The following is a 24,733-nucleotide window of genomic DNA, read 5'->3' on the forward strand; positions in this document are numbered from 1 at the left end:
GGCCACATAAACCACGGGATTGGGGGGCGAGATGGCGCAGAAGGCGAACGAGCTGACGCCTTGGGTGTCGCCTCTGCACAACTGGGGCTACGAGCTCCGGGAGCTCCGTATGGGCCGAGGGCTCAGCCTTCGCACACTGGCGAAGCGGGCCCTGCTCGACCACAGCCACCTGGGGCGATTCGAGCGGGCCGAGCGGATGGCCGACCGGGACCAGGCCGCCCGGCTGGACGGGGCACTGGGCGCGGGCGGCATCCTGTTCCGGCTGTGGGAGCGCATCGGGGACGGCCGTGGCCATGTGGCCAATCCGCCCGTTCATGTGGCCAAGTCGTCGGCGGCACTGGCTTTATCCCTGCCGGAGCAGGCAGCGTCGGACGAAGAGGGGATCTCTGTCCCCTGTCGTCTACGAGATGGGTCGGTGGTGTGGGTGGCTCTCGATCGACGCGCTCTCCTGCGGAGCGGGGTGGGACTCGGAGCCGTGGCTGCGCTGGGTGTGGGATCACCCGCAGCTGCGGACTCGGGGGCGATCCCGGGTCTGGTGAGTAAGGCGCGGACCGCATCCGCGTATGGGTCGACGCCGGTGGAGCACCTGCGCCGCACGCGCAGGCTGCTGATCGACAGCGACAACCTGCTGGGACCCCGCCAGGCCATCACGGCCGCGCGCGAGTACATCGACGTCATCAAGCAGCTGCGCCAGGACGCCAAGGGCAGTGACCGGCAGGACCTGATGGAGCTCCAGACGCAGTACGGCGAGTTCCTGTCCTGGCTCTACCAGGACCTGGGGGACAACACGAAGGCCCAGTTCTGGCTGGACCGCGCCTTCCAGTGGTCGCACACCGTCGGCGACGTCGACCTCACCTCCTACGTGATGGCGCGCAAGGCGCAGCTCGCCGGGGACATGGCCGATCTCGTGGACGTCGTGGACCTGGCCGAGGCTGCGCAGCGGATGGCGCGGCCGCGCAGCCGGCTGGCCGCCGTGGCCCGCACCTACGAGGCGTACGGCCACGCGCTGCGGGGGGAGTCCTCTGAGAGCGAGCGGGCCATCGACCACGTGCGGAACGCCCTCGATGGCGTCGCCGCCGACCCCTCTCCTTGGGGCGTCTGGCTGAACGCCTCGTACGTTGAGGTTCACCGCGCCCAGGGCCTGGAGGTCCTCGGCAAACACGACCAGGCCGCCGACGCGTTCGGCGGCGCCATCCGGCTGCTCCCCGACGGCTACCACCGCGACCGCGGCGTCTACATGGCGCGGCAGGCGGTGTCCCTCGCCGGCGCCCGGGTGCCCGAGCAGGCCGCCGCGATCGGGATGCACGCGCTGACCGTGGCGCAGGGCACCGGCTCCGGCCGGATCGTGAACGAGCTCGCCCGTCTGGACAAGGCACTTGTGCCCTGGCAGCGCCTGTCGGAGGTCGCGGAATTCCGCGGCGCTTTCGACGGAACTCTTCTCCACGAATCAGAAATGGATGCCTGATCAGATGACCGCCCGCCCGTATGTATTGCTGTCCGCCGCCACGAGCGTTGACGGATACCTGGACGACATGAGCTCCGATCGGCTGCTGCTCTCCAATGCCGACGATTTCGACCGCGTGGACGAGGTGCGCGCCTCGGTCGACGCGATCCTGATCGGCGCGACAACGATGAGGAAGGACAACCCGCGTCTGCTGGTGAACTCCGAGGAGCGTCGCGCAAAGCGGGTCGCGGAGGGCAAGTCCGAGTATCCGTTGAAGGTGACGGTCACCGCGAGCGGCGACTTGGACGCCGACCTCAAGTTCTGGCACCACGGGGGCGAGAAGTTGGTGTTCACCGTGGACGCGGCCATCGACAAGGTGAAGGTCACGCTCGGCGACCTGGCCGATGTCGTCAGCGTCGGGGCGGAGCTGGACTGGGGCCTGGTCCTCGACGAGCTCGGCCGCCGTGGAGTCGGCCGGCTCATGGTGGAGGGCGGCGGCACGATCCACACCCAGCTCATGGCCCAGGACCTCGCCGATGAGGTTCACCTCGTCGTTGCCCCGCTCCTGGTCGGCCAGGCCGACGCCCCAAAGTTCCTGGGCACCGCCGCCTACCCGGGCGGATCAACCGCCCGGATGCAGTTGCTGGAGGCCCGCGCGATCGGTGACGTCGTGCTCCTCCGCTACGCCCCGAAGGGACGCGCCTAATGAACGGCCCCTCCGCCGCGCACGAGCGTGACCTGTACTGGATGCGCAGGGCGATTGACCTGTCGAAGCTGTGCCCCCCGTCCGAAGGCGCCTACTCGGTCGGCGCGGTCATCGTCGGCGACGACGGCACCGAGCTGGCGACCGGGTACAGCCGGGAGACCGACGCGCACGTGCACGCGGAGGGAGCCGCGCTCGCCAAACTGCCCTCGGGCGACCCGAGGCTGGGCACCGCGACGATCTACAGCACGCTCGAACCCTGCTCCCAGCGGCGCCACGCGGTCACGCCGTGCGCGCAGCTCATCCTGAACGCCGGCCTGGCGCGCGTCGTCATCGCCTGGCGCGAGCCGTCCCTGTTCGTCGCCGACTGCATTGGTGTCGAACAGCTGGCGGAGGCCGGGGTGGTCGTGGACGAGCTCCCCGAGCTCGCCGACGCGGCGAAGGCAAGCAACTCCCATCTGGAGGGACTCTCGTGACCGGGGCTTACCTCTCCGCAATCAGTTGCCCGTACGCGGGCAACCCCTTGACGAAATCGCGCGGCACTCCGGGCGGCTCGGACGTTGCGCGAATTCATCCCACGGTTGTGTCCGGTTGTAGGGCTAGGCTGTGCGGAGATGTGATCGATAACGGCGAAAGCCCCCAGGACCGGGCATGGTCCACGGGGGCTATCGAACGGGGCAAGGCCCTGTTCGGGCGACACCTGATGGGAGGTGATCGCGGGATGAAGGCTACCCGCCCGCACGGAACTTCACGCGGCACGACGCCGTTTCACCATCGCGGTCACACCGTCAGGAACGCATTCAGGTACGCCGACTCCGCCTTCGCTTTCGAGGGGGTCGGGGTGACGTAACTGCCACCGGCCGCGCGCGCCATCAAGCGGACTAACCACCTGCTCGGCCTCGCGCGGCCCTTCGCTCCGACCCGACTAACCATCCAGGTCGGTCGCTCAGTCCCGGTCTTCACCCGGTCCTGAGCTTCGGCTCATCGAGCCAGTTCATCTGCATCGCTACACCCGGCCACTCACCACGGCCACCACAGCCGCAGCAGTGCCAGCTGCGCGCGCTTCACCACGGGGCCCCCACCACAGGGGCTCTGCGATTCAGCTCCACCAAAACGAGAGGAGAAATTTTCCCCCTGCCGTTCGGTGTCTGCCCGCTCCTCACGGAGGGGGCGAACACATCCGCTCATTCACTCGTCGGCTGTCCCGCTTTCGCGGGGCGGTCCGGCTCGCATATGAGAGATGGTGTCCCCGCCATAGTGCACGAGATCGGTGTCTTCTGTCAGCTCGACCGTGTCCGTTTCGGGCAGGTTCGGGCCTCCCGCGCTTCCCGCGTGACGGGACGCGCGCACCCTGTTTGCGCAGTTCACGCCATTAATCACGAAGATTCCCGGGGCCTGAGTGTCACACGGATCCCTGTCCTCCTGGCGGCGCCGGTCGCCGTGACGATGCACGGTTCCGTCCCGTGGGGCGGGACGGGATCGAAGATTCTTGCCCGCCGGGCGGGAGCGAACGGGGTTCTCCGCGCCTCTCGGCCCTTGTCCACAGGGGCTCTGCGCAAGGCTGCCGAGATGATCTCCATCTCGTACTTCCGGGCGGGCCGGTGAGCCCGGTCGCGGCGTCAGCCGCCCTGCTCGTGCACCCGCGCTCGGAGCTCGTCGACAACTCCGTCGACGAGGCCCCGGTCGGGCGCTCGCGTCGTCGGCTGCGGTCGGTGCCGGCGCAGGCCGGTCCGGTCGGTCAGCTGGAGCTGGGCAACCCGCTCCAGCTGACCGAGACGATGCGCGCCCGGCTGCTCGGCGCGGTGCGTGCCCTGGTGTCGGCCCCTGCCCTGGACGGGGTGGGCGACCCCGCGCGCCTCGCGGCGGTGGTGCTGATGGCGAAGGCGAAGGTCGCGACGAACTACCGGACCACGATCACCGCCAAGGAGCTTGGCCGGTGGGTGGGCCTCAAGCCGTCCCGGATCGCCCATCAGGTGCTGCCGGAGCTGCGCGAGCGCGGCGTGCTGGGCTCGAACGAGACGACCAGCGCGGCCGGGCGGGTGACGGGCCTGGAGTGCTGGGTGATCCCGATGTACCGGGCGCAGCACGGCGGGGACCGGCGGCACGTCCTGGCGCTGTCGCGGGTGGAGCTGATCGTGCTGCTGAAGCTGATCGAGGTGCTGTTCGCGCCGGGCTGGTCGACCAAGGACGGGGCGACCCCTGCCGGGATGCTCGCGGACCGTACGGGGCGCGGGGCGGCGACCGACCGGCTCGGGCTGCTGCTGATGGTGCTGTCCTCGAACTCGCGTGGCTGGCTGCAGCTGTGCTCCGGCAGCGTGGACACCGAGCGGGGACGTCCGGCGGCGACGGCCGGGCGGCTGCTGGGCTGCTCGCCGGCGGCCGGTGCGAAGGTCTTGTCGCGGCTCCAGGAGCGGGGCGTGCTGACGGTGGACCGCCGGGAGACGGCGTCCGGGCTGAACGCCCGCAGCCGGGTGCGGCTGCTGCCGGTCGCCCAGGCCCACGGCATACTCGTCCCGGAGGCCCGCGAGGCCGCCGACTCGGTGTTTTCAGACCTCGCCGATAGTGCATCCGGGGATCATGAGGCGGCCGGAGAGGCTGTGACCCCTGTGGTTGCTGGGATGGAGGGCGCTGGGCAGGGGGAGGAGGCCGGTTCGGCAGACCTCGCCGTTGCTGCACACCTTCACGCCTCTCACGCTTCTGTGGTTACTCCCGTCTCTCCCCTCTCGCTCTCTGGTGGTTTTTCCGGCGAAGGCCGTGGTGGGACCGGTGGTCTGCCGGACCGCGCGTGCGTGCGCGAGGACGGCGGCCCGCTGCGCGGGGAACAGCAGCAGAAGTCCCCGTCGATGAGCAGCAAGAAGCCCGGCCGCGGGCCGGTGGCCGGCTCTCCGGTGCGGGTTGTGGAGGGTTCGGGTCAGGGCAGGCAGCAACGGGGGAGGGTGCCTCTGCCGCCGGAGGACCTGCGGGCCGTCCTGGCTCCGGTCGACCTGGTCTGGGCGCGTCTGGACCGTCCGGCCGCCCGTCGCTTGGTGGAGGCCGCCGCCCGCAGCGAGCTCGCTCGGCTGGCCGGGTTCGCCGGTCGCGCCGATGCTCCGCAGGTCCTCGCCGACCGGATCGCCCGGCGCCTGGAGGATCAGATGCGGCTGGGCGGCCCGATCGCGGACCCGGTGGGCTGGCTGATCGGTCGGGCCCTGCCCCAGCGTCAGCAGTGCTCCGACGTGAGGTGCGACGACCGGGTGCTGCTGGACTCGGGCCAGGACTGCCCGCGCTGCGAGGACCGGCAGGCCGACCGCCGAGCCACCCGCCATGCGGTCGCGGCCGCCGTCGACGCCTCGATGCCCGGTGCTTCCGAGGCGGAGCGCCGTGCGGCCACCGACCGGCAGCTGCACGAGACGGTGACCGCCGAGGCGTGGATGCGTGAGCACCGGTGGGCGCAGGTCCGTGAGCAGCAGGCCGCGGCCGCCCAGGCCCGTGTCGAAGCCGCGGCCGCGCAGCCGGACTTCGATGTCCCGGCCGCGCCGCTGGCCCCAGTCGTGGTGCCTGCGCCGCGCCCGGCCGCCGACATCCCGGCCCCGGCCTCGGCCCCGGTGCGTGCCGACGTCGACGAGGACCAGGAGCTGGTCCTCGAGGACCTCACCCGGGAGCAGGTCCTGGACTGGCGCGACCGCGCGGCCGCCGATCACCAGGTCGTTCACGACCACATCGCCCGGTACGGCGAGACGTCGGCGCAGCGCCTGTTCACCCGGGCGTTCGTCGCGACCGTGCAGCGCCTGTCCGGCCTGGGGCACCTGGAGCTCGGCTACACGCCGTGGGGGCAGGCATGAGCGGCAGCGAGGTGTCCGGCGTCGACCTGGCGCGGGTCGCGCTGCGGGCCGCGATGGAGGCGGCGCGGAAGAACGGCAGCGGCCAGAAGGCGAAGGCGAAGCCGCGGCTGGTCCGTACGGTGCGGCGGGACGGGCGCGAGCCGATGGGCCTCGGTGCCGCGCTCGGCTCGCTGGTCACCGAGCGGGCCTGGACGCTCCCGGCCGCCGGCGCTTCCCTGTGCGAGCGGTGGGCGGCCATCGCCCCCGACCTCGCCGGGCATGTCGCCGCCGTGGGCTTCGATCCGGAGTCCGGCCAGCTCACCGTGTGCCCGGAGTCGTCCGCCTGGGCGACGAAGGCGCGCCTGGAGCAGGCCCGGGTCATCGCGGCCGCTAACACTGCGGCGGGCCGTACGGTCGTACACGCCCTGCGGATCCTGCCGCCCGGCGCCGTACCCGCGCCTGGCCGGGCCGACGCCGCCCCGCTACCGGCCGCGCCGCCCGCCGCTCCAATGCAGCGACGGACCCCGCCGGAGGGTTACCGCCGTGCCATCGAGGCGCACCGCGCGGCCGCGCCGCCTCGACAGGTGGACTCGGGCATTGCGGAGGCGGTGAAGCGGCAGAGCCAGGCGATGCGCGAGCTCAGCCGCCGGGCGTTTCCCGAACTCGACGCCGTTCCGGACGGTGCGCCGGCCCCGATTGAGCAGCCCCGCGTCCAGCGACGCCGTCAGGCTGCGGCGACCGAGGCCGCCGCCCTGCGCCGGGCCCGTGCCGAGCGAGCGGCCCGGGAAGCCGGGACGGCGGCCATCGTCCCTCAGCCGGCTGCACTGCGGACCACGGCCTGAGCCGAACGCTGTAGATCAGCACTTCCCTGTTACTGGCGGTTGTCCCGGCGTAGCGTGACGGGTACACGCCTGGTACACCGTGCGTCGCGGTGAGCGCCGAAGGGGGGAGTCGTGCAAGCAGGAGCTGTGTTGGACGGGCGCTACCGGCTGATCGAGCCCATTGGCGCGGGCGGCTTCGGCCAGGTCTGGAAGGCACACGACCCCCGCGTCGACCGCCTGGTCGCGGTCAAGGTCCTCACCGGTGACGCGGGCAGCAGTCGACAGGTGGCCCGGTTCGCCCGCGAGGCAGCAGTAGCCGGCGGCCTCGCCCACCCGAACATCGTCACCGTCCACGACTTCGGCTCCGCGATGCACAACGGGCAGACGTGCGCCTACCTGGTGATGGAGCTCCTGGCTGGCCAACCGCTCAGCGCTGCGCTGCAAGCGGGGAGACTGCCCCTGCCGAAGGCCATGTACGTCGCGGCCTGCATCGCCGACGCCTTGGAGGCCGCGCACGACGCGGGCCTGACACACCGGGACATCAAGCCGTCCAACATCATGATCAGGTCCAACGGCAAGGCGACGGTCGTCGACTTCGGCATCACCAAGGGCAGCGACGGCCGACACGACGTGACCACCACCGGCGTACTGATCGGCACCCCGGCCTACATGGCACCCGAAGCACTGTCCGGCACCTTCGACCACCGCTCCGACCTGTACTCGCTCGGATGCGTGCTCTACGAGATGGTCACCGGCCGCCGGCCCTTCAACGGCACTTCCTGGCACCTCGTCAACCAGCACATCAAGGAGCAGCCCGCCCCGCTGCGTACCCTGCGCCCGGACGTGCCCATGGAGCTGGAGCGGTTCGTCGACCGCCTCTTGGCCAAGGATCCGGCTCAGCGACCAGCCAGCGCCGGAGCAGTCTGGGACGTACTCAAAGAGATCAACGACCGCCACTTCGGGGCAACACCGCCCAGCCGCGGCCCGAACGTCGCCACCGAGGTCGTCGTCAGCCAGGCGGAAGCCACGGACGGCGGGATCATCCCTCTGCGCGTCACCGCCCACCGGGCGTGCCTCGTCTGTGCCACCAGAGAAGACGAGAACGCGGCACGCACCTGCACCACGTGCAACGGGACCGGCCAGGTCATCCACGAGCGGCACACTTACAAGATCCGCCTTCCCGCCGGCCTCCGCGACGGACAGAAGATTCGACTCAGGGAGCTGGGCGGGCCGGGGAAGCACGGTGGCGCGCCGGGGGACCTGTACGTCACTGTGCACATCGACCGCTGAACTTCTACGTGGTTACTCGGCCACGCCAGCAGCTCCGTTCCTCTCCCCCTGTCGAGGGGCTTGTAGGACCTGGGCCGGACGGGGCGCGAGCGCGTTATCGTGGACCCTCCGACATTTGCTGTTCGTTTTGGCAGGAGCGCCCGCGTGCCCGAGGACCCCATCGCCCACAGCGAGCTCGCTGCCCTGACCCGGCGCTTCGAAGAGGTCGCGGAGAAGCACGACCGCGAGTTCGGGATCATCAAGTCCGACCTCACCGCGGTACGCCTCCAGATCGGCAACCTCGACCAGAAGGTCGAAGCCCTGGACGAGAAGATCGACCGGAACCAGGCCCAAATCATCGAGCTGCTCACCCAGCTCGTGGGGCAGCGCCCCGACGCCGGCTGATTTATCCGGGCCCGGCGCCCGGCCCGTACATGGCGACGGCCCCGACCAGACACTTCTGGTCGGGGCCGTCGCGCGTCCAGGGTCAGTTTCCGGCGAGCAGGTGTTCCTGCCGGGCCTGGACGAGGCCGCGCCACGCGGAGCGGACGTCGTCTTCGCTCGTGGTCCAGCGGGTGGTCGACGGCCCCGGCAGGGGCAGGGCGGCCATGAAGTGGGCGATGTCGGTGAAGTAGGCGAAGTCGCCGGTGGCGGTCAGCGTGCGCAGCCGGTCGATGGTGGCGGCCAGGGCCTGGTCTTCGCCGCGGACGGCGTGGTGGAAGGCGAGGGCGAGCTCCACGAACCGGTGGAGGAAGGGAAGTCCTGCGGCCTCGATCTCGGCGTTCAGGCTCTGGGCGCGGTCGGTGACGTCGCTGGTTCCGGCGTCCTTGATCAGGGCGACGACCTGGGCAAGGAGGGTGTTGGAGCGCTGGTCGAGGCCGTCGAGGAGCTGGTGGGCGAGGGCGAGCTCGTCGTCGGCGCGGTCGGGGTCGGTGAAGGAGACGGCGAGGGCGAGGCGGACCTGCATCATGGCCCGCTCGCCGGCGGCACCGTGTTGCTCGGCTTCCGCGCGGCCGGCTTCGAAGGCGGCGACGGCCTGGGCGGTGTCGGCTTGGGACCAGTGGATGTCGCCGAGGACGCGATGGTGGCGGCCGGTCCAGCCCAGGGTGGGGACGGCGGCCAGGGCGGTGGGGAAGTCGCCGGCGAGGCGGGCCAGGTTGGCCAGGCCGCGGCGGGCTTTGGGGGCGAGGCGGCCGTCGGCGTCGGCGACCTGCTGCATGCCGGTGCGGGCGGCGGCGTTGTGGCTGAGGTCCTTGTGGGCCTTGGCCCGGTAGTACAGGGCCATCTCGGTGAGCTCGGCGGGCAGTAGGCCGGTGTCGAGGACGGCGGTGAGGCGGTCGGCGGTGCGCTGGCGGTGTTCGTGCTGGCGGCGGGCGATCGCGGTGAGGAGCTCGGCCACGGCGTCGGCGGGAGTGTCCGGTGCCGGGTCCGCCGGGGTGGGCAGGGCGAGGGGTTCCCAGACGGAGTCGTCGGTGTAGACGTAGGCGGCCTCGATGAGCCAGCCCAGGCCGGTCAGGCCGTGGTCGCGGGCGAGGCGCAGGCCCTGGCGCAGGCACGCCACCAGCAGCATGCGGCTGGGGGCGAGAGCGGTGGTCTTCGCCCACTGGTCGCCGAGGGCGGCCAGGGCGCGGGTGGCGGCCTGGTGCCAGTCGGCGTTCGTCCAGCGGTCGTCGCTGTGCTCGTCATCTTGTACGGCGCTGCGGATCGCGCGGTGCAGGTGGTAGGGCCACAGGGCGTAGGGGTTCTCGCTGATCAGGGGCCGTTCGGCCAGCCGCCGGGCGGCGGCCTGGTGAGTGAAGCCCGCTGTTTGGGTCGCCAAGTCGAGGTCGAAGGCGTCCAGCAACGCGACGGAGCGCAGCAGGTGCCGTTCCTCGGGGGTGAGGTCGGAGAGGGTGCGGGCGAGGAGGGCGGGGAAGGTGCAGTCGAAGTCGGCTGTGGTGGGGGTGCGGCCGGTTCGGCGGATCTCCAGGAAGCGGCTGACGGCGAGGTCGAGGTGGAGGGGCAGGCCGTGGGAGCGTGCGGTGATCGCGGCCCGGATGTCGGCGCCGATGAGGGGCTGGCCGTCTTGGACGAGGCGGCGGGTGAGGTGGGTCTCGCAGTCCTCGGGGGAGAGGTCGCCGATCAGATACTGCCGGGCGCCGGAGCCGGCTGCCCGCGGCTGCGGGACCGTCAGGGAGGCGGAGGAGGCGGCGAGGCCGGGCCAGGCGGCGGGGCCGGTCCAGTCGAGCTGGCCGTGCAGCGCGGGGTCCGCCCAAGGCAGGCGGCTGCGGCCGCCGATGACGAAGAAGGTGCCGGGCATGAGCCAGACCAGGCGCTGCAGCAGCCGCTCGAAGTCCCGGTGGCGGTCTGCTGTGTCCTCGAAGGTGTCCAGCAGGACCACCGGGACGATGCGCTTCTTCGCGGGCAGCCGGCTCAGGTCCCAGGCCAGCAGGTGCGGGTAGTAGGACAGCGCCTCCAGGTCGGGGGTGGCTTCCAGCAGGGCTGCTGTCCGCGTGGCGCCGGCCAGGGCCTGGGCGCGTTCGTGGCGTTCGCGCAGCGCGTTCACCAGCGCCGAGGTGAGCTGTCCGGCGACCGAGCCGACCAGGCCGGGCAGCGCCAGGGCGGCGGCGACCTCCCCGACCCCGGCCTGAAGCTGCTGGGGCAGCATGTCCGCGAACTTCCCGGCCAGCCCGGACCGCCGGATGTACTCGTCCAGCGGCTCCCCTGGGTGCACGTGCTCCCAGTAGTTCCGCAGCGCCACGTCGAAGGACGGCATCGGCCTGCCCAGGGCCTCGGCGAGCGCGAGGCGGATCGTCAGGATGACGCGCTCGAAGTCCGAGCCGGTCGACGCGGCCCTCGACAGGTCGATCCGGATGGGCAGCACCCGGTCCGTCCACGTGGGAGCGCCCCACTGCTCGGGGCGGTGCTCGGCGGCGGTGAGCGCGGCCTCGATTTTGCGGAGCAGGGTCGACTTCCCGACACCGCCCACACCGTGGAAGACGATCACGTTGCTGCGGGGGGCTTCGAGGTCCTCCACGTCGAAGGAGGGGCCGGCGATGCGGCGCAGGTGTTCCTCCAGCGCGGCGGCCACCAGGACCCACTGGCTGTGCCGGTCGGTGAACGCCTCCGCGACATCGAACGACGACGGGTCATTGGAGCTGAACAGCGCACGAAGGTCGGCCACGGTCGGTCCCCCCAGAATGATCATCGACGGTATCAACCGTAGGGCCTGGGGCGTGCGGTGTGGCCACCTTCCGCAACGTAGGCGCCGTTCCCGCATCGTCTCGGCCAGAGACAATGTCGCCCCACCGCATCCCGAGACGTGAAGGAACCCCCTTGTCAGAGCACCCGAATCCCGATGTCGTCAAGCAACTCGTGCAGGACGTGAGCAACTGGTACACCGAACAGATCATGAAGGAGCGGGCCGCCGGCCCTGACTCCGAGCGCCTGAAGGAACTGAAGGAGCAGTGGACGGCGTGCGCCACCGATCTCCAGGCGCTCCAGGACGCAGACGCGGACGAGGTGGCCGAGATCGCGGCCCGCTACGCTGCCCGTTCCCAGGAGCTGGGCGGCCAGTAGCCGGGCGTGTGCTGCAGGGCGGGCAGCAGCGCCGTGGTGACCGTGAAGGGGAGGGTGCGCGGCTGCAGGCGGGCGGGCATCAGAGGCCAGGCCAGCGCGGCGATCTCGACCAGATCCGACCGGTACTGCGGCAGCTCCCCCTCCAACCGCCTGAGGGTGGCGAGGAGCTGGGCCGCCTCGGCCGACGTGTACGGGCGGCGCTGCTCGGCCTCGACCACCTGCCCGGCCCGGGGCCGCCCGCTCAAGGCGCCGTCCGCAGTGCGCTCGTTGAGATAGACCGGGGTCAGGTCCCTGCGGACCACCGAGATGCGGTGAACGAACGGGGACCGTTCGGCGGCGTCGGCCACGGTGGCGATGATGCTGAACGTCGCGTTATGGGCGGCGGCCGCGGTGAACCGCGGCCGGCCGCCCAGGCGGGCGATCTCGGCACACCGGGTCGCGGTCCCCAGCCTGCTGTCCGCGGCACGCCCCCCGATCACGACCAGCTCCACGCGCCGGCCCGCCCGGTGGTCGCGCCGCGCACTGTTCAGGAAGTGGCTGACGCTGTCCGGGGCGATCTCGATCAGCATGTCCCCGCGGCGCGCCCGTACGTACGCCTCGGCCATCTCCTGCCACGCCCGGTAGTCCGGCCTGATCCGCGCGGAGGCCGTCCGCGGCTCCTCCTCGAGGAGCCGACGGTAGTCGGGGTGCAGCGCCTTGAATGTGCCGCCCTCGATCCCGATGGGTCTGCGCTGGCGTAACGCCCGGCGCAGCATGCGCGCCATGTAGGACTTCCCCGCTCCCTGCGGGCCCATCACGTACAGGGTGACGGGGTCGTCCTGCGGGGTGATGGAGCTCAGATACCCCGGGATGACCAGCTCGTCGAAGATCCACCGGTGCTCGCTGGCCGACAGCCGGTGGTAGTCGACTCCAGGCGGAACCGTGAGCGGCTGGGCAATGCGGCGCACCGGCTCGGCCAGTGCGAAGGCGCGCTCCAGCCCTCCGGCCACCGCCAGACGGCGCTCTGGCGCAAGCACCGCCGGGTGCAGCCGCTGCTCCGTACTGTTCAGACGGCGCCGAAACTGCCAGGTCTCCGGCGCGGTCCACGGCCGACCCCACTCCGCCGTCAGCGCCTCGGAGGCGCCCGCGGCTTCCCGCCAGGACGTTCCATCCGCGGTGAGCTCGTTGCGGTACAGCACGTGAAGGCCACGGCGCACCACCATGACCTGGTCCGCGAGCCGTTCGGCCTCGACGGCCTCCAGGAACAGGGGCAGGTTGCGCGTGCACTGTTCGAGGTTGCCCCAGGACACGGACCGGCCCACGCCCTGCTCGTCGACCTGCGTCAGGTACCGGTCTAACCCGCTGAGCTGCGCCTCGGCTTCCGACGTGGCCAGCGCCACCACCTCGACCCGGTAGCCCGCCGCGCGCCAGACGCGGGCCGTCGCGATGGCCTCCGCCAGGTCGGCGATGGGGGCTTCCAAGACCGCGTCGAAGCGTTCGAGGCGTACGTACGCCTCGACCTCGGCCTGCCATCGCAGGACGTCCGGGCGCACTCGCACACCGGCCGTGAGGTCATCGCTGCGCATGAGGGCGTCGTACTGGGGGTGGGCCTTCTTGTAGAGGTCGCGGCCGATCAGTACCGCCCCGCCCCGTCGGCTGAGGACCGCGAGCAGGAGGTCGCACAGGTAGGACTTCCCGCTGCCTGCCGGCCCGGCGACGACCAGGACGACCGGCTGGTCCTGAGGGACGGCGTGCTTGGTCCAGGTCGGCAGGATCTCCGTAACCAGGATCTCCTCGTGCTGACGCTCGGCCAGGGTGACCGGGACGACGTCCTCGTCTCTCAACGCAACTCCCTGCTCGGTTTCGGCCGCCATCCCTGGCGACGCCACGCAGCATACACCGATCGGGTTAAACGCGAGGGATAAATAGAATCTTCCATCAGGGTTAAAGCGTGCTAGTGTTCAGGGTGGAGGTAGACAGATATGGCATCTGAGGAAGAGCTGTTCGCGAACATCGAGGCCCTGCTGGCAGAGGAGCCGCAGCTCCCGCCCCCGGCGGAGCGCGCACGGCTCCGCGAGGCCGCCGGCATCACGCAGGCTCGTCTCGCTCAGGCCCTGAAGTCGACGACCCAGACGGTGAAGAACTGGGAGAACGGCCGGAGCGAGCCGAAGCCGCCGCGCCTCGAGGCGTACAAGAGGCTTCTGGAGGGCTGGGCAGCGAAGTACCCCGCGCACGGATCTCCCGCCCCCGCGCCCACCCCGGCGGCCGAGCCGCAGTCGGTGCCGGAGACGTTCACCGCCCCGGCCGTGCCCGCTCCGCAGGCGACGGTGGCACCGCAGGTCCCCGCCGCCCCGGCCGCGCACGAGCGTCCTGTCCGTCCGGTCGCGACGTCGCGGCGCCCCGCGGCGAAGAAGGCGGCGGCGCCCGCGCTGGACCCGCGCTTTCCGCACGGCCCGCTCGCCGTGCTGGACGCCGATGGCTCCGCGTACGGCGTGGGCGGCATCGTGCTCGACTGCCCGGCGACCACGATCCCGGAGCTGGTGGAGTGGACGCTGCGCGAGTCCGGACTCGGCGCCCCGAAGCTCAACCGCCACGGCAAGGACTCCGATCCGCTGATTGCGCTCACGGCCGCGGCCGCCGTGAAGCTCGGCCTGCCGGAGCGCCTGGAGGGCCACGAGGAGCGCCGCTCCCTGCGCCTGCCCGAGGACCACCCGGTCGTCAAGCAGGTGGCGAAGGCGAAGTGGCAGCTCACCCAGCGCGGCTTCGGCCCGTGGGCGCGGATCTACCGCAAGGCCCAGGGGCGCGAGCGGCAGTGCGTGCAGCTCGCGATCCTCTCCTGGGACGCCCTCGATGCACGGTCCTGGCCCGGCGTCGCGGACATGGAGCCGGCCGACATCGCCCGCGTCCTCGGCGTCTACGCCCAGCGCGTCATCACCCCGCGCGGCTCCACGGCCGTCTCCGGTCTGGAGCTGATGACGGCGCTGCGCCCGCCCACGAAGGCCGTGCAGGACCCGGAGACCGGCAACTGGGTGTCCGGCTACAACCCTGGCAGCCTCGGGACCGAGCCGATGGACCCGGCGCCGCCGGAGGCCACCCCTGAGCACCCCGTCGTCGTCGGCAGCGGCTGGAAGGGCGGCTTCCTCAACGAGGAGGCATACCAGTGGGTGCGGTCGGTGGACCTACTCAGCGATGAGGAGTGCCTGCTGCCCTTCGCGGTCGGCCTGGACCTCAACACCGCCTTCCTCGCGGCCGCGGCCCGCCTGGTCGTCGGCCTGTCCGCCCCCGACCACTTCAACGCCCCGAAGTTCAACCCGAAGATCCCCGGCTCCTGGCTGGTCGACCTCAGCCACATCGAGCTGGACCCGCGCCTGCCCAGCCCGTTCACCCCGGACGGCACCCGCCCGACCGGCCCGGCCTGGTACCAGACGCACACCGTCGCCTACGCCCAGGAGCTCGGCCACGACGTCCACCCGATCGAGGCGTACCTGCGGCGCGAGACGGGCGCGTACTTGGACCCGTGGCACGACCGGCTCAAGAACGCGTACGTCGACACCCTCGCCGACCTCGGCGTCACCAAGGACCTGGACGACCGCCAGTTCCTCGCGGCGATGGAGCGGCACAAGCAGACCGACCCGGCCCTCGCAGCCGTCCTCTCCGCCATCAAGGCCACGGTCAAGGGCGGCGTCGGCAAGCTCCGCGAGCGCCCCCAGGGCCGCAAGTACAAGGACGGCGAGCGGTGGCCGGCCCTGGAGCGCCCGACCTGGCGCCCCGACATCCGGGCCGCCGTCATCAGCAAGGCCCGGGTCAACATGCACCGCAAGCTGGGCAACATGGCGAAGATGACGGGCCTGTACCCGCTCGCCGTGCTGTCCGACTGCGTCGTCTACCCGAGCCCCGGCAGCAGCCCGCTCGACTTCCTCCCGTACGCGGCCTCTGGCAAGCCCCAGCCTGGCGGCTTCCGGCTCGGTCCCACGCCGGGCCTGGCGAAGGTGGAGGGCGTCCAGGAGATGGCGTGGGCGGTCGACCTGATGGAGAAGGGCCTCAACCCGGCCCGCCACATCAAGGGCGGCGACGCCGTCCTGGACGAAGGGGAGTAACCCGTGGGGGAGATCGAGGACGCGATCGAGCGGGCCGACCGGGAGGCGTTCACCCGGGAGCCGCCCAAGACCCTCCGGGGCCGCATCAACTTCCTGATGAAGCAGCTCAAGACGACCAAGGCCGTCGCCCAGGAGCTCGGCGTCAGTCAGCGGTCGGTGGAGCGCTACCGCAAGGGCGAGCGCAAGCACCCGCCGAAGGACATCGCGGCGAAGATCGACGCGGCCGTACGGTCCCGGTGGCAGCCGCAGGTGCGCAAGCGCCGGCGGAAGCAAGCCGCCGCCGCAACCGGGATCACGGTGGAGACCCGCGCCCGGTTCGGCTACACCGCGCCGGTCGGCACCACCGACGACGGACGCTTCCGGCGACTCACCGTGCACCTCCCCCCGGCGTACGCGCAGCGCCTGTTCGACGCCCGCGACACCGGAGCCAGCGACCAGGAGATGCGCGGGATCATCGCCGAAGGGTTCAAGGACGTCTATTTCCAGGACAGCGGCGGCCGCGCCATGGGACTCTCGGACGTCGAAATCAACGAAATCGACTACATGGATTTCGACTACTGAATTCGGAGCCCTTGGGTAAACAGGGCCCTGCACCGCCTGACCGTCCTGAACATCGTCTGGCTCGGATAGCCACCCGGTGGCAACGCCCCGACCCATCGCAACTGCCGGGGTCGGGGCGTTCCGCATCGTAGCCACGGCTGCTTCCGCCGATAGCCACCCGCCCGCCCGCACGTCAGCTGTGTTCGGCGGCCATGGAGTCGAAGGTCTCCCGCATCATCCGGTCGATGGCTCCGGGCTGTTCGATCAGGGAATCGAAGAGGTCGGCGAGCAGCCACAACACGAAGCCGTGCACCAGAGCCTCCTCCGGCGGAATCTGTCCGAACCGGTCGCGCCACGCCACGGTGTCCATGCCCATCGCGGCGGCCATGAGAACGCCGGTGACCATCGGCACCTGAGCCGGGTCGGCCATCTTGAAGCTGGGGAGCCGCCGGATCACGGCGGGGATCAGATCGCTGAGCGGATCGAGCCGGTCCTCGCCGTCGGACTGCTCGGCGATCAGGTACCCGGTCAGCACACCCACCAGGAAGACCGTGCCCCGGGACACCTCCTCACGCCCATACGCGCCCACCGCGGCCTGGACCCGCCGCTGCGCCTCTTGGCGCTCCTTAGCGGAAGTCCGTTTCTCCAAGACCCGGTAGGAGTCCCACGCCGCACGGACCGCCTCATCCACGACTACGCCTTCACTGGTCATGGAGCGACCGTAGGCGAGCCAACGCGCCGGCCGGGATCCTCTTCGAGGAAACCACCGGCCTCGCGGCTGCTCTGACGTTGGCGAGCGTCGGTCCTCCGGCTCATGTGCCTGTCTGTGATGTCAACATGCACACTGACGGTTTCCCGATCGACCGAAGGACTGAGCGGTGCCCGACCGACCTGAGATTGTCTGCATCTGCGGCTCTACCCGGTTCGTGGACCAGATGCGTACGGCGAACCGTGATCTGACTTTCGCAGGTGTCATTGTCGTCGCGCCAGGCGAAGCAGACGAGTTGATCACCAACGAGCAGAAGACCGCGCTGGACGCCCTCCACCTGCGCAAGATCGACCTGGCTGACCGGGTCCTGGTCGTCAACCCAGGCGGGTATATCGGCGAGTCCACGAGCAGGGAGATCGCATACGCCCACGCCACCGGCAAGCCGATCTCGTTCACCGATCCCGTCTGACCAGTAGACGCTTCGCGGTGCGCGCGGGTAACGAGTCTCGGCCCCTGGTGGCCGTATTCGCTGGCTGCCATCCGGGTGGCAGTGCGTATCCACGCGCAGTAGTCACCCGTTGCGGCGGTGCCGGGTAGCGTGCCAGGGACTGATCTGGACCCGGGGTGGGGAGTGGCGATGCGGTTTGCACGGTTCGATGAGCCCGGCTCGCTCACGACGATCGAGGTGGGGGCGCTGCGGTCGCTGAACGCGGCGGTCTTGACCACGCGGTACGAGTTGCAGTCGGCGAGCGCCCTCTGGGACCGGCTCCAGAGCGGCGGTGACGTGGCCGACATACACGAGGCGAACACGACGTTCCCGTTCTACGGGCAGGCCGTCCAGGAGATCGCGCGCGGCGCGGCCGCGTATGAGCGCCAGGTAGCGCTGACCGCCTGGCGGTACACGGCCGCGGCGGTCGTCCTGGGCGTCACCGTTCTGCAGCGCGTCGCGGGGGCGAAGCCGCCCCTGACGGCCACGACGGTGGAGGAACTGTGCCAGGAACCGACGCTGGGCCGCCTGTACGAGGCGCTGTCGGTGCCGGTGGCCGATCTCCTTCCCGAGCGCAAGCCCGAGCACAGCCTCCCGAACGAGCGCGAGGACACGGCACAGCGGTGGGCCCAGGTGCGCGACGGCGTCGACGACGCGATCGAGCTCGTAGTGGAGATTGCCGCGGACGAGGAAGCGGCCCACCCCCGGACCAAGGACGAGGCCGCCGGCTGTCTGCTGACCGAGCACTGCCCGCCCCACACCGACCCGGTGTACCACGGCGTCCTGGAGCCGCTGTTCAAGCTGGCGGAGGACCTCCCGTTCGACATCAGCCGACTCATCAAGAGCAGCTGACTCCGCCGCGGCTCAGTCCTGCGGCGTCGCGCCGGGCAGTTCGCCGGCGAAGTTCCACCACTGCTCGATGGTCCACACGGCGAAGCTGGAGCGGTCGGTGGACATCCGCAGCCACACCTCGTCGCCGCCGGGCATGAGCGCCACCTCCAGGTGCGGCTCCTCCCACGTCCCGAGCGGGTACATCCACTCGATGCCGTCGGGCCAGGTCCGCATCGCCACCGTGCGCACGCTCAGCGCCGCGGCCATGGCGTCCAGGGCCGCACGCGGTATCCGCACCTCACCCTGCTCACGGTCGAACTCGGTCACTGAACCCCCCTTCCGCAGCAAGACACACCAGCTCGCCGCGCGCCACAGCGTGCCAGACGACGGAAGAGCAGAGGTGTCACGCGGGCAGCCGAAAGCTGTGAGGTCTATGAGACTCACAGGCTGTTTCCCCAGGTAGACGCGCTGAGCTATGAGGTTGTGAGGCGAGGGCCTGCAGCCGACCCCGGCATCGCAACTGCCGGGGTCGTGGCGTTCCGCATCGTAGCCACGGCCGTATCCACGCGTTGCCGCCCAGGCGGCAACGCGTATCCACGCCGGTAGTCACCAGCGGCCACGGGAGCGTTCGGCGCCGAGCTGGACCTCACGCAGACACTCCAGGCACTCCGGCAGGCCCTCCATGGCGCGCCCTTCCCACTGCGCCCAGCTGAAGCCGCACAGCGACCTGTCCCGGCGCCTGGAGCCCTCCGCCACGGCGTGGGACGGGTAGCCCGGCACCTTCCACGTCACCGGTGTCCCGCCGTCGTAGGGAGCGCCGTCCGGCCAGGTGTAGGCGGCTTCGGTGGTAGTGCAGCGCATCCGTAGATCAGGCCCGGTCCAGCGTTTGCCCTGCCGGGCCTCGCCGGCGGCATCGACCGCGTCGGCCAGGCGCTCGAAAGACAGGTCGAAGTCGTCCATGTGCTTCCACCGGCCGGGCCGCTGCTCGCGCATCAGCGTGCGGAACATCAACAGAAGCCGGGCCAGGTCGTGCTGACCGACCCGGACAGTGTCCGTCTCCCGGTCGTAGCCGTACGGGTTCTTGGCACTGGTCTCTTCGGGCATCGCCTTCTCCTCGCCGCGCACTGGTGGACCGAGTCTGCCGGGAACGCGCGGCCCGAACGGAACCCCGCCGTATCCGCCCATATCCACCACGTGAGGGCCGGGTGCTGGCAAACCCCGGCAAGTTCGTGGCGCCCGCGCTGCGCCGCCCACCAGGCTGGTCCCCGGATCGGACCACCGAAGAGCAGGGGGCGCGGGCATGACGACGGTTGACGACGTGGCGGCGGGCGACGACGACGTCCAGGCGGTGCGCCGGTGGGTACGCCTCTCGTGCACCGAACCGGGCACCCATCTGCCCGCGCTGGCCGAGATCGCGGGGGACCTGCGGCTGTCGACGGACACGGTCCGCTCCGCGCTGGAGCAGCTCGCCGCCGAAGGGATGGTGACCCTGTTCGAGGGCTACCGGCTCTACAGCGTCGGCACGACGACGCCGACCGAGCGCGCCTACCGGCTGCTGCGCACCGCGATCCACCGCAGCTACGAGCCCGGCGAACGGTTCATGACCCGCTACGACATCGGCCAGCACTTCAACATCGGCGGCAAGGAGGCCGCGGCCGCGGTGCGCCAGCTGATCGCCGAAGGGCTGCTCGTCGGACCGCGCGGGCAGTACGTCAACGCGTTCAGCCCCGAGCAGCAGCGCCGGCGCGTGAAGCAGCTGCGCGAGCGCGCCAGCGACCTGCGCCGCGAGGCCCTGGAGCTGATGAGGACGGCGCGGGAGATCGAGCAGGACCTGCCCACCGGCGGCGACTCCCAGGCGACATAACCGCGCCCGACGCGGGCCCTGGCGGGTGTCACGCACCGGGTGTCACGCCAGCGCCAGCCTGTGAGGTCTATGAGGCTCACAGGCCGTTTCCCCAGGTAGACGGGGTGAGCTGTGAGGGTGTGAGCCTGTGAGGCGCAGCTCGCGGCCGTGCTTCCGTACGCCCTGGCCCCGCCCGCCGGCCCGGAGGACGATGGAGTCATGGGCACCCGCGACCAGGACCAGGACGACGTCGCCGAACCGGCGCGGCCGCCGCTCACCACGGAGCAGGCCCGTGAGGTGACAGCCGGGCTGCGCGAGGCGATGGACGACGTCCGGCGCTCCGTGGCGGTGCTCGCCGCCCGGGTCCGTGACGCCCACGCCGCCCGCGTCTGGCTCCCCCTCGGGCACAGCAGCTGGGAGTCGTACTGCGACGCGGAGTTCGGCATCAGCCGCGCCCAGGCGTACCGGCTCCTCGATGTCGCCCGCGCCCTGGCCGCGATCCACGACGCCGTCACGGCCAGCCCCGCGGCGTCTCTCATGCGAGACACCGATCCGGAGAGCGCGGCCGCACTCGACTACGGGATCTCCCAGCGGTCCCTGATCGCCGTCTCCGGCCGCAGCGGCGACGTCGCGGAGTTGATCACCCGCCGACTCGCCACGCTCGCCCACAGCGGCCTCCAGGCCCTCGATGAGCCCACCGTGCGCGCCGTAGTCCGCCAGGCCGTCCGCGACGTCCGCACCGCCCCGACTCCGCCGCCCGCCGATCCGCCGGCGGATCCCGCGCTCGCCGAACTGCGCCGCGTCGTCGATGACCTCGCCGCCCACACCCACCAGCTCGGGGAGCTGATGCTCGAAGTCGCCCCCGCCTACCTGGCCGACACCGCCGCAGCCGACGTCCTGGCGCCGCTGTGCGAGGAGATCGGCGAGAACCTCCAGTCCGGCCTCGCGGCTCGCCGCTACGCGATGTCCGGAGACCGCCGCGCCCTGTACGGCACCGTCCTGTGACCGCTACTCCTGTGAGCCGCACACCCTGTTTTCCCTGGTGGGCGAGGTCTGTTGTGAGGCTATGAGGTGTGAGGCGAGGGCCTGCAGCAGGGTCCTCGTGCTGCTCCTGGTGGTGGTTGTCGAAGGGCAGCAGCACCGGTGTCGTCGGGTGCAGCACGGGGGTGCAGCACGTGTCCGGTGCGGCCGGAGGTTGCACCCGCCGACGGTCGTGCCCAGCGAGGCGAAGAGTTCGTCTGTACGACCGGCGCCAGTTGCGCAGACTTACCTTGCATCTTCGGCGACGGACCGCGCCGCCGATCGCCGTTCCAGCTCGCGAACCCCAGCCGTATTGTCCTGTCGCGGCGCAGTTTGGTCAGCCTGACCGGAATGTAAGCGAGGGCTGAGTGCCATCGGAGAGTGACGCCGCCTCGGCCGTACCCAGCGCGGCCGAGGCACGTCACGCGACTACAGCTCCCGGACGAACTCGCAAATCCAGCTGTGGTCCCCGTTGGAACTGGACGTCAGCTCCAGGATGGGCGGGAAGATCGGGATCGACCCGGGTCCGATCGTCAGGGACGGTCCGTCACCGGCAGCAACGATGGTGAAGGTTTTCGGCCCCGCACCTTGGGTGATCTTCCACTCGTTGGGAGGGAAGTCACTCACCCGCAGGATCACCCTCGTGCCTTCCCTCGGGTCCCCGTCGTGGCACACGAACGGGACGGGCCAGTAGGGGGTCGGCTTAGCGATGGAGTAGTTGTCCCCGCTGGTGCACCGCACCGCAAACTCCTGCCGTGCATCATCCTGGGCAGGCAGAAGGGTGACGGTCCTCTCGTCCGGCGAGGTGAGGCGTGTCTTGTCGTCGAGGCTCATGCGGTAGATGCCGTCGGGCAGGGCTCCCATGGGTGACTCCTTCGCCTGATGCGTGCCGCAGTTGCGACCGACCCTACTGATCGTCAGCTTCCTGCAGCGGCAGGCGCACCGACAGAGAGCACTTCGGCCAGCGGCTTGAACCGCACTGCGCCGTGGATGCGCGGCCCCGCACCCCTCCGCCGCCCGGCATGACGTTCTTGTCCCTTCCCGTTCGAAGATCCACCGTTGACCGAGTCAGACCCAGACCAGCCACGGTGAGATGTCAACTTGCCTGAGAACGGCAGACCTAACCGATACCGGACACGTAGGCAAGATCCAACTGGAATGTGCGGTGTTGATGCAAGGTGAAGTTGGAATGTGCAAGGTCCACCTGCACAGGACAGCACGGTGGTGGTGGGAGTGCAGCAGGGCGGTGTCGTGGGTGCAGCAGGGTGCAGCGCAGCATTTGTATGGGCCGGGCGGGACAAGGCTGCTGCTCGGGTAGCAGGTCGGCTCCCGGCGGTGCAGCAGGCGGTGCTGCTTCGTTCTGCTGCACGGGAGCGATCCGGTTCACCTGCTGCTACCGGTGCTGCTCCGTCCCGGCCGGGAACGACGACGGCGCCCTCCCAGGGTCGGGGGGCGCCGTGGTGGTGCGCGACGTGCGGCGGCGGTTCAGCCGGCTAGCCGGAGGGTGGGCCGGGCCTCGGGGGCGGGTGCGTCCTCGCCGCCGTCCGGGTCGGGGTCGAAGTCGGTGCCGGTGCGGGCATCTCTGGCCCTGGGAGGCCGGATGTCGCCGGTGGGGAAGTTCAGCGGCCACACGAACGTGTCGGGGGCCTTGAGGTGGTTGACCATGTGGGCCAGCGACTCGTAGCCAGCCAGCAGCGGGTGGATCAGTACCTCGCCCTTGCGCTGCCGCTCGCTGAGGATGCCCTTGTCCCGCAGCTGACCGATCGCACGGGAGACCACGGACTGGGTGAGCCCGAGGCGTTCGGCGATGTCCTGCTGCCGGATGCGGACCACGCCGCCGGGCTCCTGGCGGGCGGTGAGGACGTCGAAGACGTCGCGGGCCGTGGGCGACAGGCAGGCGTTCGGCAGGACTTCGAAGATCTCCGGGTTGTGGAAACCAGGGACAGGGGCGGTGCTCATCGCGTGGCCTCGTTCCTCACAGTCGGGATGACGATCTCGTGGGCCAGCAGCGTCTTCTCCAGCGACCTCACCAGCCGCCGCTGCTTGTCGCTGCCCCACCGGTAAGCGTAGAGCGGGTGGACCCGGTACACGCCCCGCCGTTCCTTCCAGGTGAAGTTGTGACGGCTGAGCTGTCCGATCGCGCGCGACACCTTCGACTGCGAGCACCCGAACTTCACGGCGAGGCTGCTCTGGGTCATCTCCACCAGCGCTTCGTCGTCGTGGTGGGTCTTCAGGTGGTCCAGGACGTTGCGGGACATCGTGGTGAGGTCGAACTTCCACAGGTTGTCCTCGATCACCTGGGCCATGCTCAGGTGCTGGGTGCCGTAGAAGACGTACGGCCTACGCGGAGCGTCCTTCGTGAAGGTCCCGCCGTTGGCGAGCTTCTCGAACCGCTTCAGCAGCTGCTGCGCGGACTCCATGCCGTTGACGGCATCGGCCGGAGGCGGTGCGGGGGCCAGCCGAGACACCTTCGCCGGCGCTTCCGCGCTGCGCCTCAAGGGCTGGGCCACGGGCCTCTCCTTCATGATCGTTGGTGCCGCATAACATAGCAGATCTGCGATGTTATGCAGGCGATCCATGCACGCGGTGGGCGTGTCCCTGGACAGAATCGATCTAGTCACCTACGTGCATGCAACTCGGCGCCCGCGACCACGATCTATGCACCCAGGGTGAATGCATCTTTCGCGTTTTCGCAGGTCACGGCGTTGCGTCTATCTGATCTTTAGAGGCGCGCCCTCCACGGCCAGTGCCGCGCCCTCCAACCTCTGCATGCAACGGCGAGGTCGGCGGCCGGGCGAGGCGCCGCGGATCCATCCGCCGGCGGCCCGCCTGCTGCTGCGCGTCGGCCCCGGACTTGGGCTGAGGCAGCTTCGCGTGCGGCTCCGTGGGACCGGTGCGGACCGTAGGCGGCATCAGCGGTAGCTGCGTCTCGGGTGGTACCGGCCGTGACGCTCAAAAGCATGGAAGCGTGGCCGGTGCCGGTGGAGGGTTCCGCCGCCCGGCCTAGCGGCCCATCGGCTAAGGTACGTCCGCACGTTGAATTCCAGCTCGCGCATATCTGGCTTCCGTTCTGTGGCTGAGGCATTCAAGGCCGCGCAGTTCTGAATTCTGCCGGGAGTATTCGAGCCGGGGCAAGGGTGGCCCTGCCAGGCCCCAAACGCTACACAGCGAGCATCTTTGATGCACCATCCTGACGAACGTTCCCTCTCTCGGGTGACGCATCACCGGATTCCGCCCCACGGTTGCGGGTTGTCCTGTATTCTGACGGGGTATTAGTGAACGCGTTGAGGCGGTTTCGAGTTGGGGGAGAGGGTTCGGGTGGAGCGCAGCGGAACCCGTCACTGCGGTGGGGCCGGCACCCTGTCAGCCCGACGATCCGTCACCCTCGTTGCTGGGGTGGTGCCTAGGATTCCCAAGCCCTACACAGTCCCGCGCGTGATGCACCCCCTCCTGTAGCCAGCCTGGTGATCGCGCTTGCGCGGTCGCCTACAATTCGCGCTTGCGCGAATTGTATTCCCTTCGGGAATTCCGCTCGCGGAATTCCATTCCCGCGCTTGCGCGGGAATGCGCCGGAGCGAAGCGGAGGCGTTCACTTCCCGGCGGCTTGCCGCCGGGTATCCCGCTCCGCGGGG

The 24,733-nt window shown here is 70.5% G+C and carries 22 protein-coding genes; 14 read left to right on the forward strand and 8 right to left on the reverse strand.

All coding sequences use genetic code 11. From position 1 onward, the window contains the following. Positions 1-31: 31 nt before the first annotated feature. The 7 genes from ACIPYQ_RS39100 to ACIPYQ_RS39130 all read left to right on the forward strand — a co-directional run bounded on the left by ACIPYQ_RS39100 (position 32) and on the right by ACIPYQ_RS39130 (position 8,442). On the forward strand, positions 32-1,465 hold the full coding sequence (locus ACIPYQ_RS39100) for a multiprotein-bridging factor 1 family protein (protein WP_401259222.1): 1,434 nt from the start codon (positions 32-34) through the stop codon (positions 1,463-1,465). 4 nt (positions 1,466-1,469) lie between these two features. After that, the gene (locus tag ACIPYQ_RS39105; protein WP_401259223.1) at positions 1,470-2,150 is read left to right on the forward strand and encodes a RibD family protein; all 681 of its coding nucleotides are present in this window, start codon (positions 1,470-1,472) and stop codon (positions 2,148-2,150) included. Then, positions 2,150-2,623, forward strand: a complete 474-nt coding sequence (locus tag ACIPYQ_RS39110; protein WP_401259225.1) for a deaminase — start codon at positions 2,150-2,152, stop codon at positions 2,621-2,623. Before ACIPYQ_RS39105 ends, ACIPYQ_RS39110 begins: the two co-directional genes overlap by 1 nt. A gap of 1,125 nt (positions 2,624-3,748) precedes the next feature. Beyond that, positions 3,749-5,968, forward strand: a complete 2,220-nt coding sequence (locus ACIPYQ_RS39115; RefSeq protein WP_401259226.1) for a hypothetical protein — start codon at positions 3,749-3,751, stop codon at positions 5,966-5,968. After that, complete coding sequence (locus ACIPYQ_RS39120; protein ID WP_401259228.1) at positions 5,965-6,789, forward strand: DciA family protein; 825 nt, start codon at positions 5,965-5,967, stop codon at positions 6,787-6,789. Before ACIPYQ_RS39115 ends, ACIPYQ_RS39120 begins: the two co-directional genes overlap by 4 nt. A 111-nt stretch (positions 6,790-6,900) precedes the next feature. Next, positions 6,901-8,058: a protein kinase gene (locus tag ACIPYQ_RS39125; protein ID WP_401259229.1), complete on the forward strand. Its 1,158-nt coding sequence runs from the start codon at positions 6,901-6,903 to the stop codon at positions 8,056-8,058. A 144-nt stretch (positions 8,059-8,202) separates the two neighbouring features. Continuing rightward, positions 8,203-8,442, forward strand: coding sequence for a hypothetical protein (locus ACIPYQ_RS39130; RefSeq protein ID WP_133900437.1), 240 nt, complete (start codon positions 8,203-8,205; stop codon positions 8,440-8,442). An 82-nt stretch (positions 8,443-8,524) separates the two neighbouring features. Here the strand turns inward: ACIPYQ_RS39130 and ACIPYQ_RS39135 are convergent, their stop codons facing one another. Beyond that, the gene (locus ACIPYQ_RS39135) at positions 8,525-11,200 is read right to left on the reverse strand and encodes an ATP/GTP-binding protein (RefSeq protein WP_401259232.1); all 2,676 of its coding nucleotides are present in this window, start codon (positions 11,198-11,200) and stop codon (positions 8,525-8,527) included. A gap of 152 nt (positions 11,201-11,352) precedes the next feature. Here ACIPYQ_RS39135 and ACIPYQ_RS39140 point away from each other — a divergent pair, with 152 nt between their 5' ends. Beyond that, positions 11,353-11,595 (forward strand): hypothetical protein, encoded by a 243-nt coding sequence (locus ACIPYQ_RS39140; protein WP_401259233.1) that lies wholly within the window; start codon positions 11,353-11,355, stop codon positions 11,593-11,595. On the opposite strand, the gene ACIPYQ_RS39145 is transcribed toward ACIPYQ_RS39140, so the two are convergent. Then, complete coding sequence (locus ACIPYQ_RS39145) at positions 11,559-13,418, reverse strand: zeta toxin family protein (protein ID WP_401259234.1); 1,860 nt, start codon at positions 13,416-13,418, stop codon at positions 11,559-11,561. The two genes, ACIPYQ_RS39140 and ACIPYQ_RS39145, sit on opposite strands and share 37 nt — an antisense overlap. 138 nt (positions 13,419-13,556) lie before the next feature. Between ACIPYQ_RS39145 and tap the strand changes: the two genes are divergently transcribed. Further along, on the forward strand, positions 13,557-15,671 hold the full coding sequence (tap, locus tag ACIPYQ_RS39150; protein WP_401259235.1) for a telomere-associated protein Tap: 2,115 nt from the start codon (positions 13,557-13,559) through the stop codon (positions 15,669-15,671). A 3-nt stretch (positions 15,672-15,674) separates the two neighbouring features. Further along, positions 15,675-16,232, forward strand: coding sequence for a telomere-protecting terminal protein Tpg (gene tpg / locus ACIPYQ_RS39155; protein WP_401259236.1), 558 nt, complete (start codon positions 15,675-15,677; stop codon positions 16,230-16,232). Between the two features lie 172 nt (positions 16,233-16,404). Here the strand turns inward: tpg and ACIPYQ_RS39160 are convergent, their stop codons facing one another. Continuing rightward, on the reverse strand, positions 16,405-16,923 hold the full coding sequence (locus tag ACIPYQ_RS39160; RefSeq protein ID WP_401259237.1) for a hypothetical protein: 519 nt from the start codon (positions 16,921-16,923) through the stop codon (positions 16,405-16,407). Between the two features lie 166 nt (positions 16,924-17,089). Here ACIPYQ_RS39160 and ACIPYQ_RS39165 point away from each other — a divergent pair, with 166 nt between their 5' ends. Both ACIPYQ_RS39165 and ACIPYQ_RS39170 read left to right on the forward strand, forming a co-directional pair. After that, positions 17,090-17,389: a hypothetical protein gene (locus tag ACIPYQ_RS39165; protein WP_389653134.1), complete on the forward strand. Its 300-nt coding sequence runs from the start codon at positions 17,090-17,092 to the stop codon at positions 17,387-17,389. A 168-nt stretch (positions 17,390-17,557) separates the two neighbouring features. Continuing rightward, a complete protein-coding gene (locus ACIPYQ_RS39170) occupies positions 17,558-18,259 on the forward strand; it encodes a hypothetical protein (protein WP_401259239.1) in 702 nt (233 codons plus the stop codon). 12 nt (positions 18,260-18,271) lie between these two features. Here the strand turns inward: ACIPYQ_RS39170 and ACIPYQ_RS39175 are convergent, their stop codons facing one another. Together ACIPYQ_RS39175 and ACIPYQ_RS39180 are read right to left on the reverse strand one after the other, a co-directional pair. Further along, the gene (locus ACIPYQ_RS39175) at positions 18,272-18,565 is read right to left on the reverse strand and encodes a hypothetical protein (protein WP_401259240.1); all 294 of its coding nucleotides are present in this window, start codon (positions 18,563-18,565) and stop codon (positions 18,272-18,274) included. 279 nt (positions 18,566-18,844) lie between these two features. Beyond that, on the reverse strand, positions 18,845-19,342 hold the full coding sequence (locus ACIPYQ_RS39180) for a hypothetical protein (protein WP_401259242.1): 498 nt from the start codon (positions 19,340-19,342) through the stop codon (positions 18,845-18,847). A 196-nt stretch (positions 19,343-19,538) separates the two neighbouring features. On the opposite strand from ACIPYQ_RS39180, the gene ACIPYQ_RS39185 reads away from it, so the two are divergent. After that, positions 19,539-20,102 (forward strand): GntR family transcriptional regulator, encoded by a 564-nt coding sequence (locus ACIPYQ_RS39185; RefSeq protein WP_401259244.1) that lies wholly within the window; start codon positions 19,539-19,541, stop codon positions 20,100-20,102. A 198-nt stretch (positions 20,103-20,300) separates the two neighbouring features. After that, a complete protein-coding gene (locus tag ACIPYQ_RS39190; RefSeq protein ID WP_401259245.1) occupies positions 20,301-21,086 on the forward strand; it encodes a hypothetical protein in 786 nt (261 codons plus the stop codon). 444 nt (positions 21,087-21,530) lie between these two features. Here the strand turns inward: ACIPYQ_RS39190 and ACIPYQ_RS39195 are convergent, their stop codons facing one another. From ACIPYQ_RS39195 to ACIPYQ_RS39205, 3 genes are all read right to left on the reverse strand, one after another. Continuing rightward, positions 21,531-21,965 carry a hypothetical protein gene (locus ACIPYQ_RS39195; protein WP_401259247.1) on the reverse strand — a complete coding sequence of 145 codons (435 nt, stop codon included), beginning with the start codon at positions 21,963-21,965 and terminating at the stop codon, positions 21,531-21,533. Positions 21,966-22,586: 621 nt separating this feature from the next. Then, positions 22,587-23,060 (reverse strand): helix-turn-helix transcriptional regulator, encoded by a 474-nt coding sequence (locus ACIPYQ_RS39200; RefSeq protein ID WP_401259248.1) that lies wholly within the window; start codon positions 23,058-23,060, stop codon positions 22,587-22,589. Next, the gene (locus tag ACIPYQ_RS39205; RefSeq protein ID WP_401259250.1) at positions 23,057-23,611 is read right to left on the reverse strand and encodes a hypothetical protein; all 555 of its coding nucleotides are present in this window, start codon (positions 23,609-23,611) and stop codon (positions 23,057-23,059) included. Before ACIPYQ_RS39205 ends, ACIPYQ_RS39200 begins: the two co-directional genes overlap by 4 nt. Positions 23,612-24,733: the final 1,122 nt, after the last annotated feature.

Source organism: Streptomyces sp. NPDC090045 (assembly GCF_044747975.1).
In the GTDB taxonomy this organism is placed as follows: domain Bacteria; phylum Actinomycetota; class Actinomycetes; order Streptomycetales; family Streptomycetaceae; genus Streptomyces.

Excerpts from the sequence above, each read along its gene's own strand:
- ACIPYQ_RS39160 (WP_401259237.1), bottom strand. The coding sequence starts at position 16,923 with ATGACCAGTGAAGGCGTAGTCGTGGATGAGGCGGTCCGTGCGGCGTGG.
- ACIPYQ_RS39185 (WP_401259244.1), top strand. The coding sequence starts at position 19,539 with ATGACGACGGTTGACGACGTGGCGGCGGGCGACGACGACGTCCAGGCG.
- ACIPYQ_RS39200 (WP_401259248.1), bottom strand. The coding sequence starts at position 23,060 with ATGAGCACCGCCCCTGTCCCTGGTTTCCACAACCCGGAGATCTTCGAA.
- ACIPYQ_RS39100 (WP_401259222.1), top strand. The coding sequence starts at position 32 with ATGGCGCAGAAGGCGAACGAGCTGACGCCTTGGGTGTCGCCTCTGCAC.
- ACIPYQ_RS39120 (WP_401259228.1), top strand. The coding sequence starts at position 5,965 with ATGAGCGGCAGCGAGGTGTCCGGCGTCGACCTGGCGCGGGTCGCGCTG.
- tap (WP_401259235.1), top strand. The coding sequence starts at position 13,557 with ATGGCATCTGAGGAAGAGCTGTTCGCGAACATCGAGGCCCTGCTGGCA.
- ACIPYQ_RS39190 (WP_401259245.1), top strand. The coding sequence starts at position 20,301 with ATGGGCACCCGCGACCAGGACCAGGACGACGTCGCCGAACCGGCGCGG.
- ACIPYQ_RS39110 (WP_401259225.1), top strand. The coding sequence starts at position 2,150 with ATGAACGGCCCCTCCGCCGCGCACGAGCGTGACCTGTACTGGATGCGC.
- ACIPYQ_RS39195 (WP_401259247.1), bottom strand. The coding sequence starts at position 21,965 with ATGGGAGCCCTGCCCGACGGCATCTACCGCATGAGCCTCGACGACAAG.
- ACIPYQ_RS39105 (WP_401259223.1), top strand. The coding sequence starts at position 1,470 with ATGACCGCCCGCCCGTATGTATTGCTGTCCGCCGCCACGAGCGTTGAC.
- ACIPYQ_RS39170 (WP_401259239.1), top strand. The coding sequence starts at position 17,558 with ATGCGGTTTGCACGGTTCGATGAGCCCGGCTCGCTCACGACGATCGAG.
- ACIPYQ_RS39180 (WP_401259242.1), bottom strand. The coding sequence starts at position 19,342 with ATGCCCGAAGAGACCAGTGCCAAGAACCCGTACGGCTACGACCGGGAG.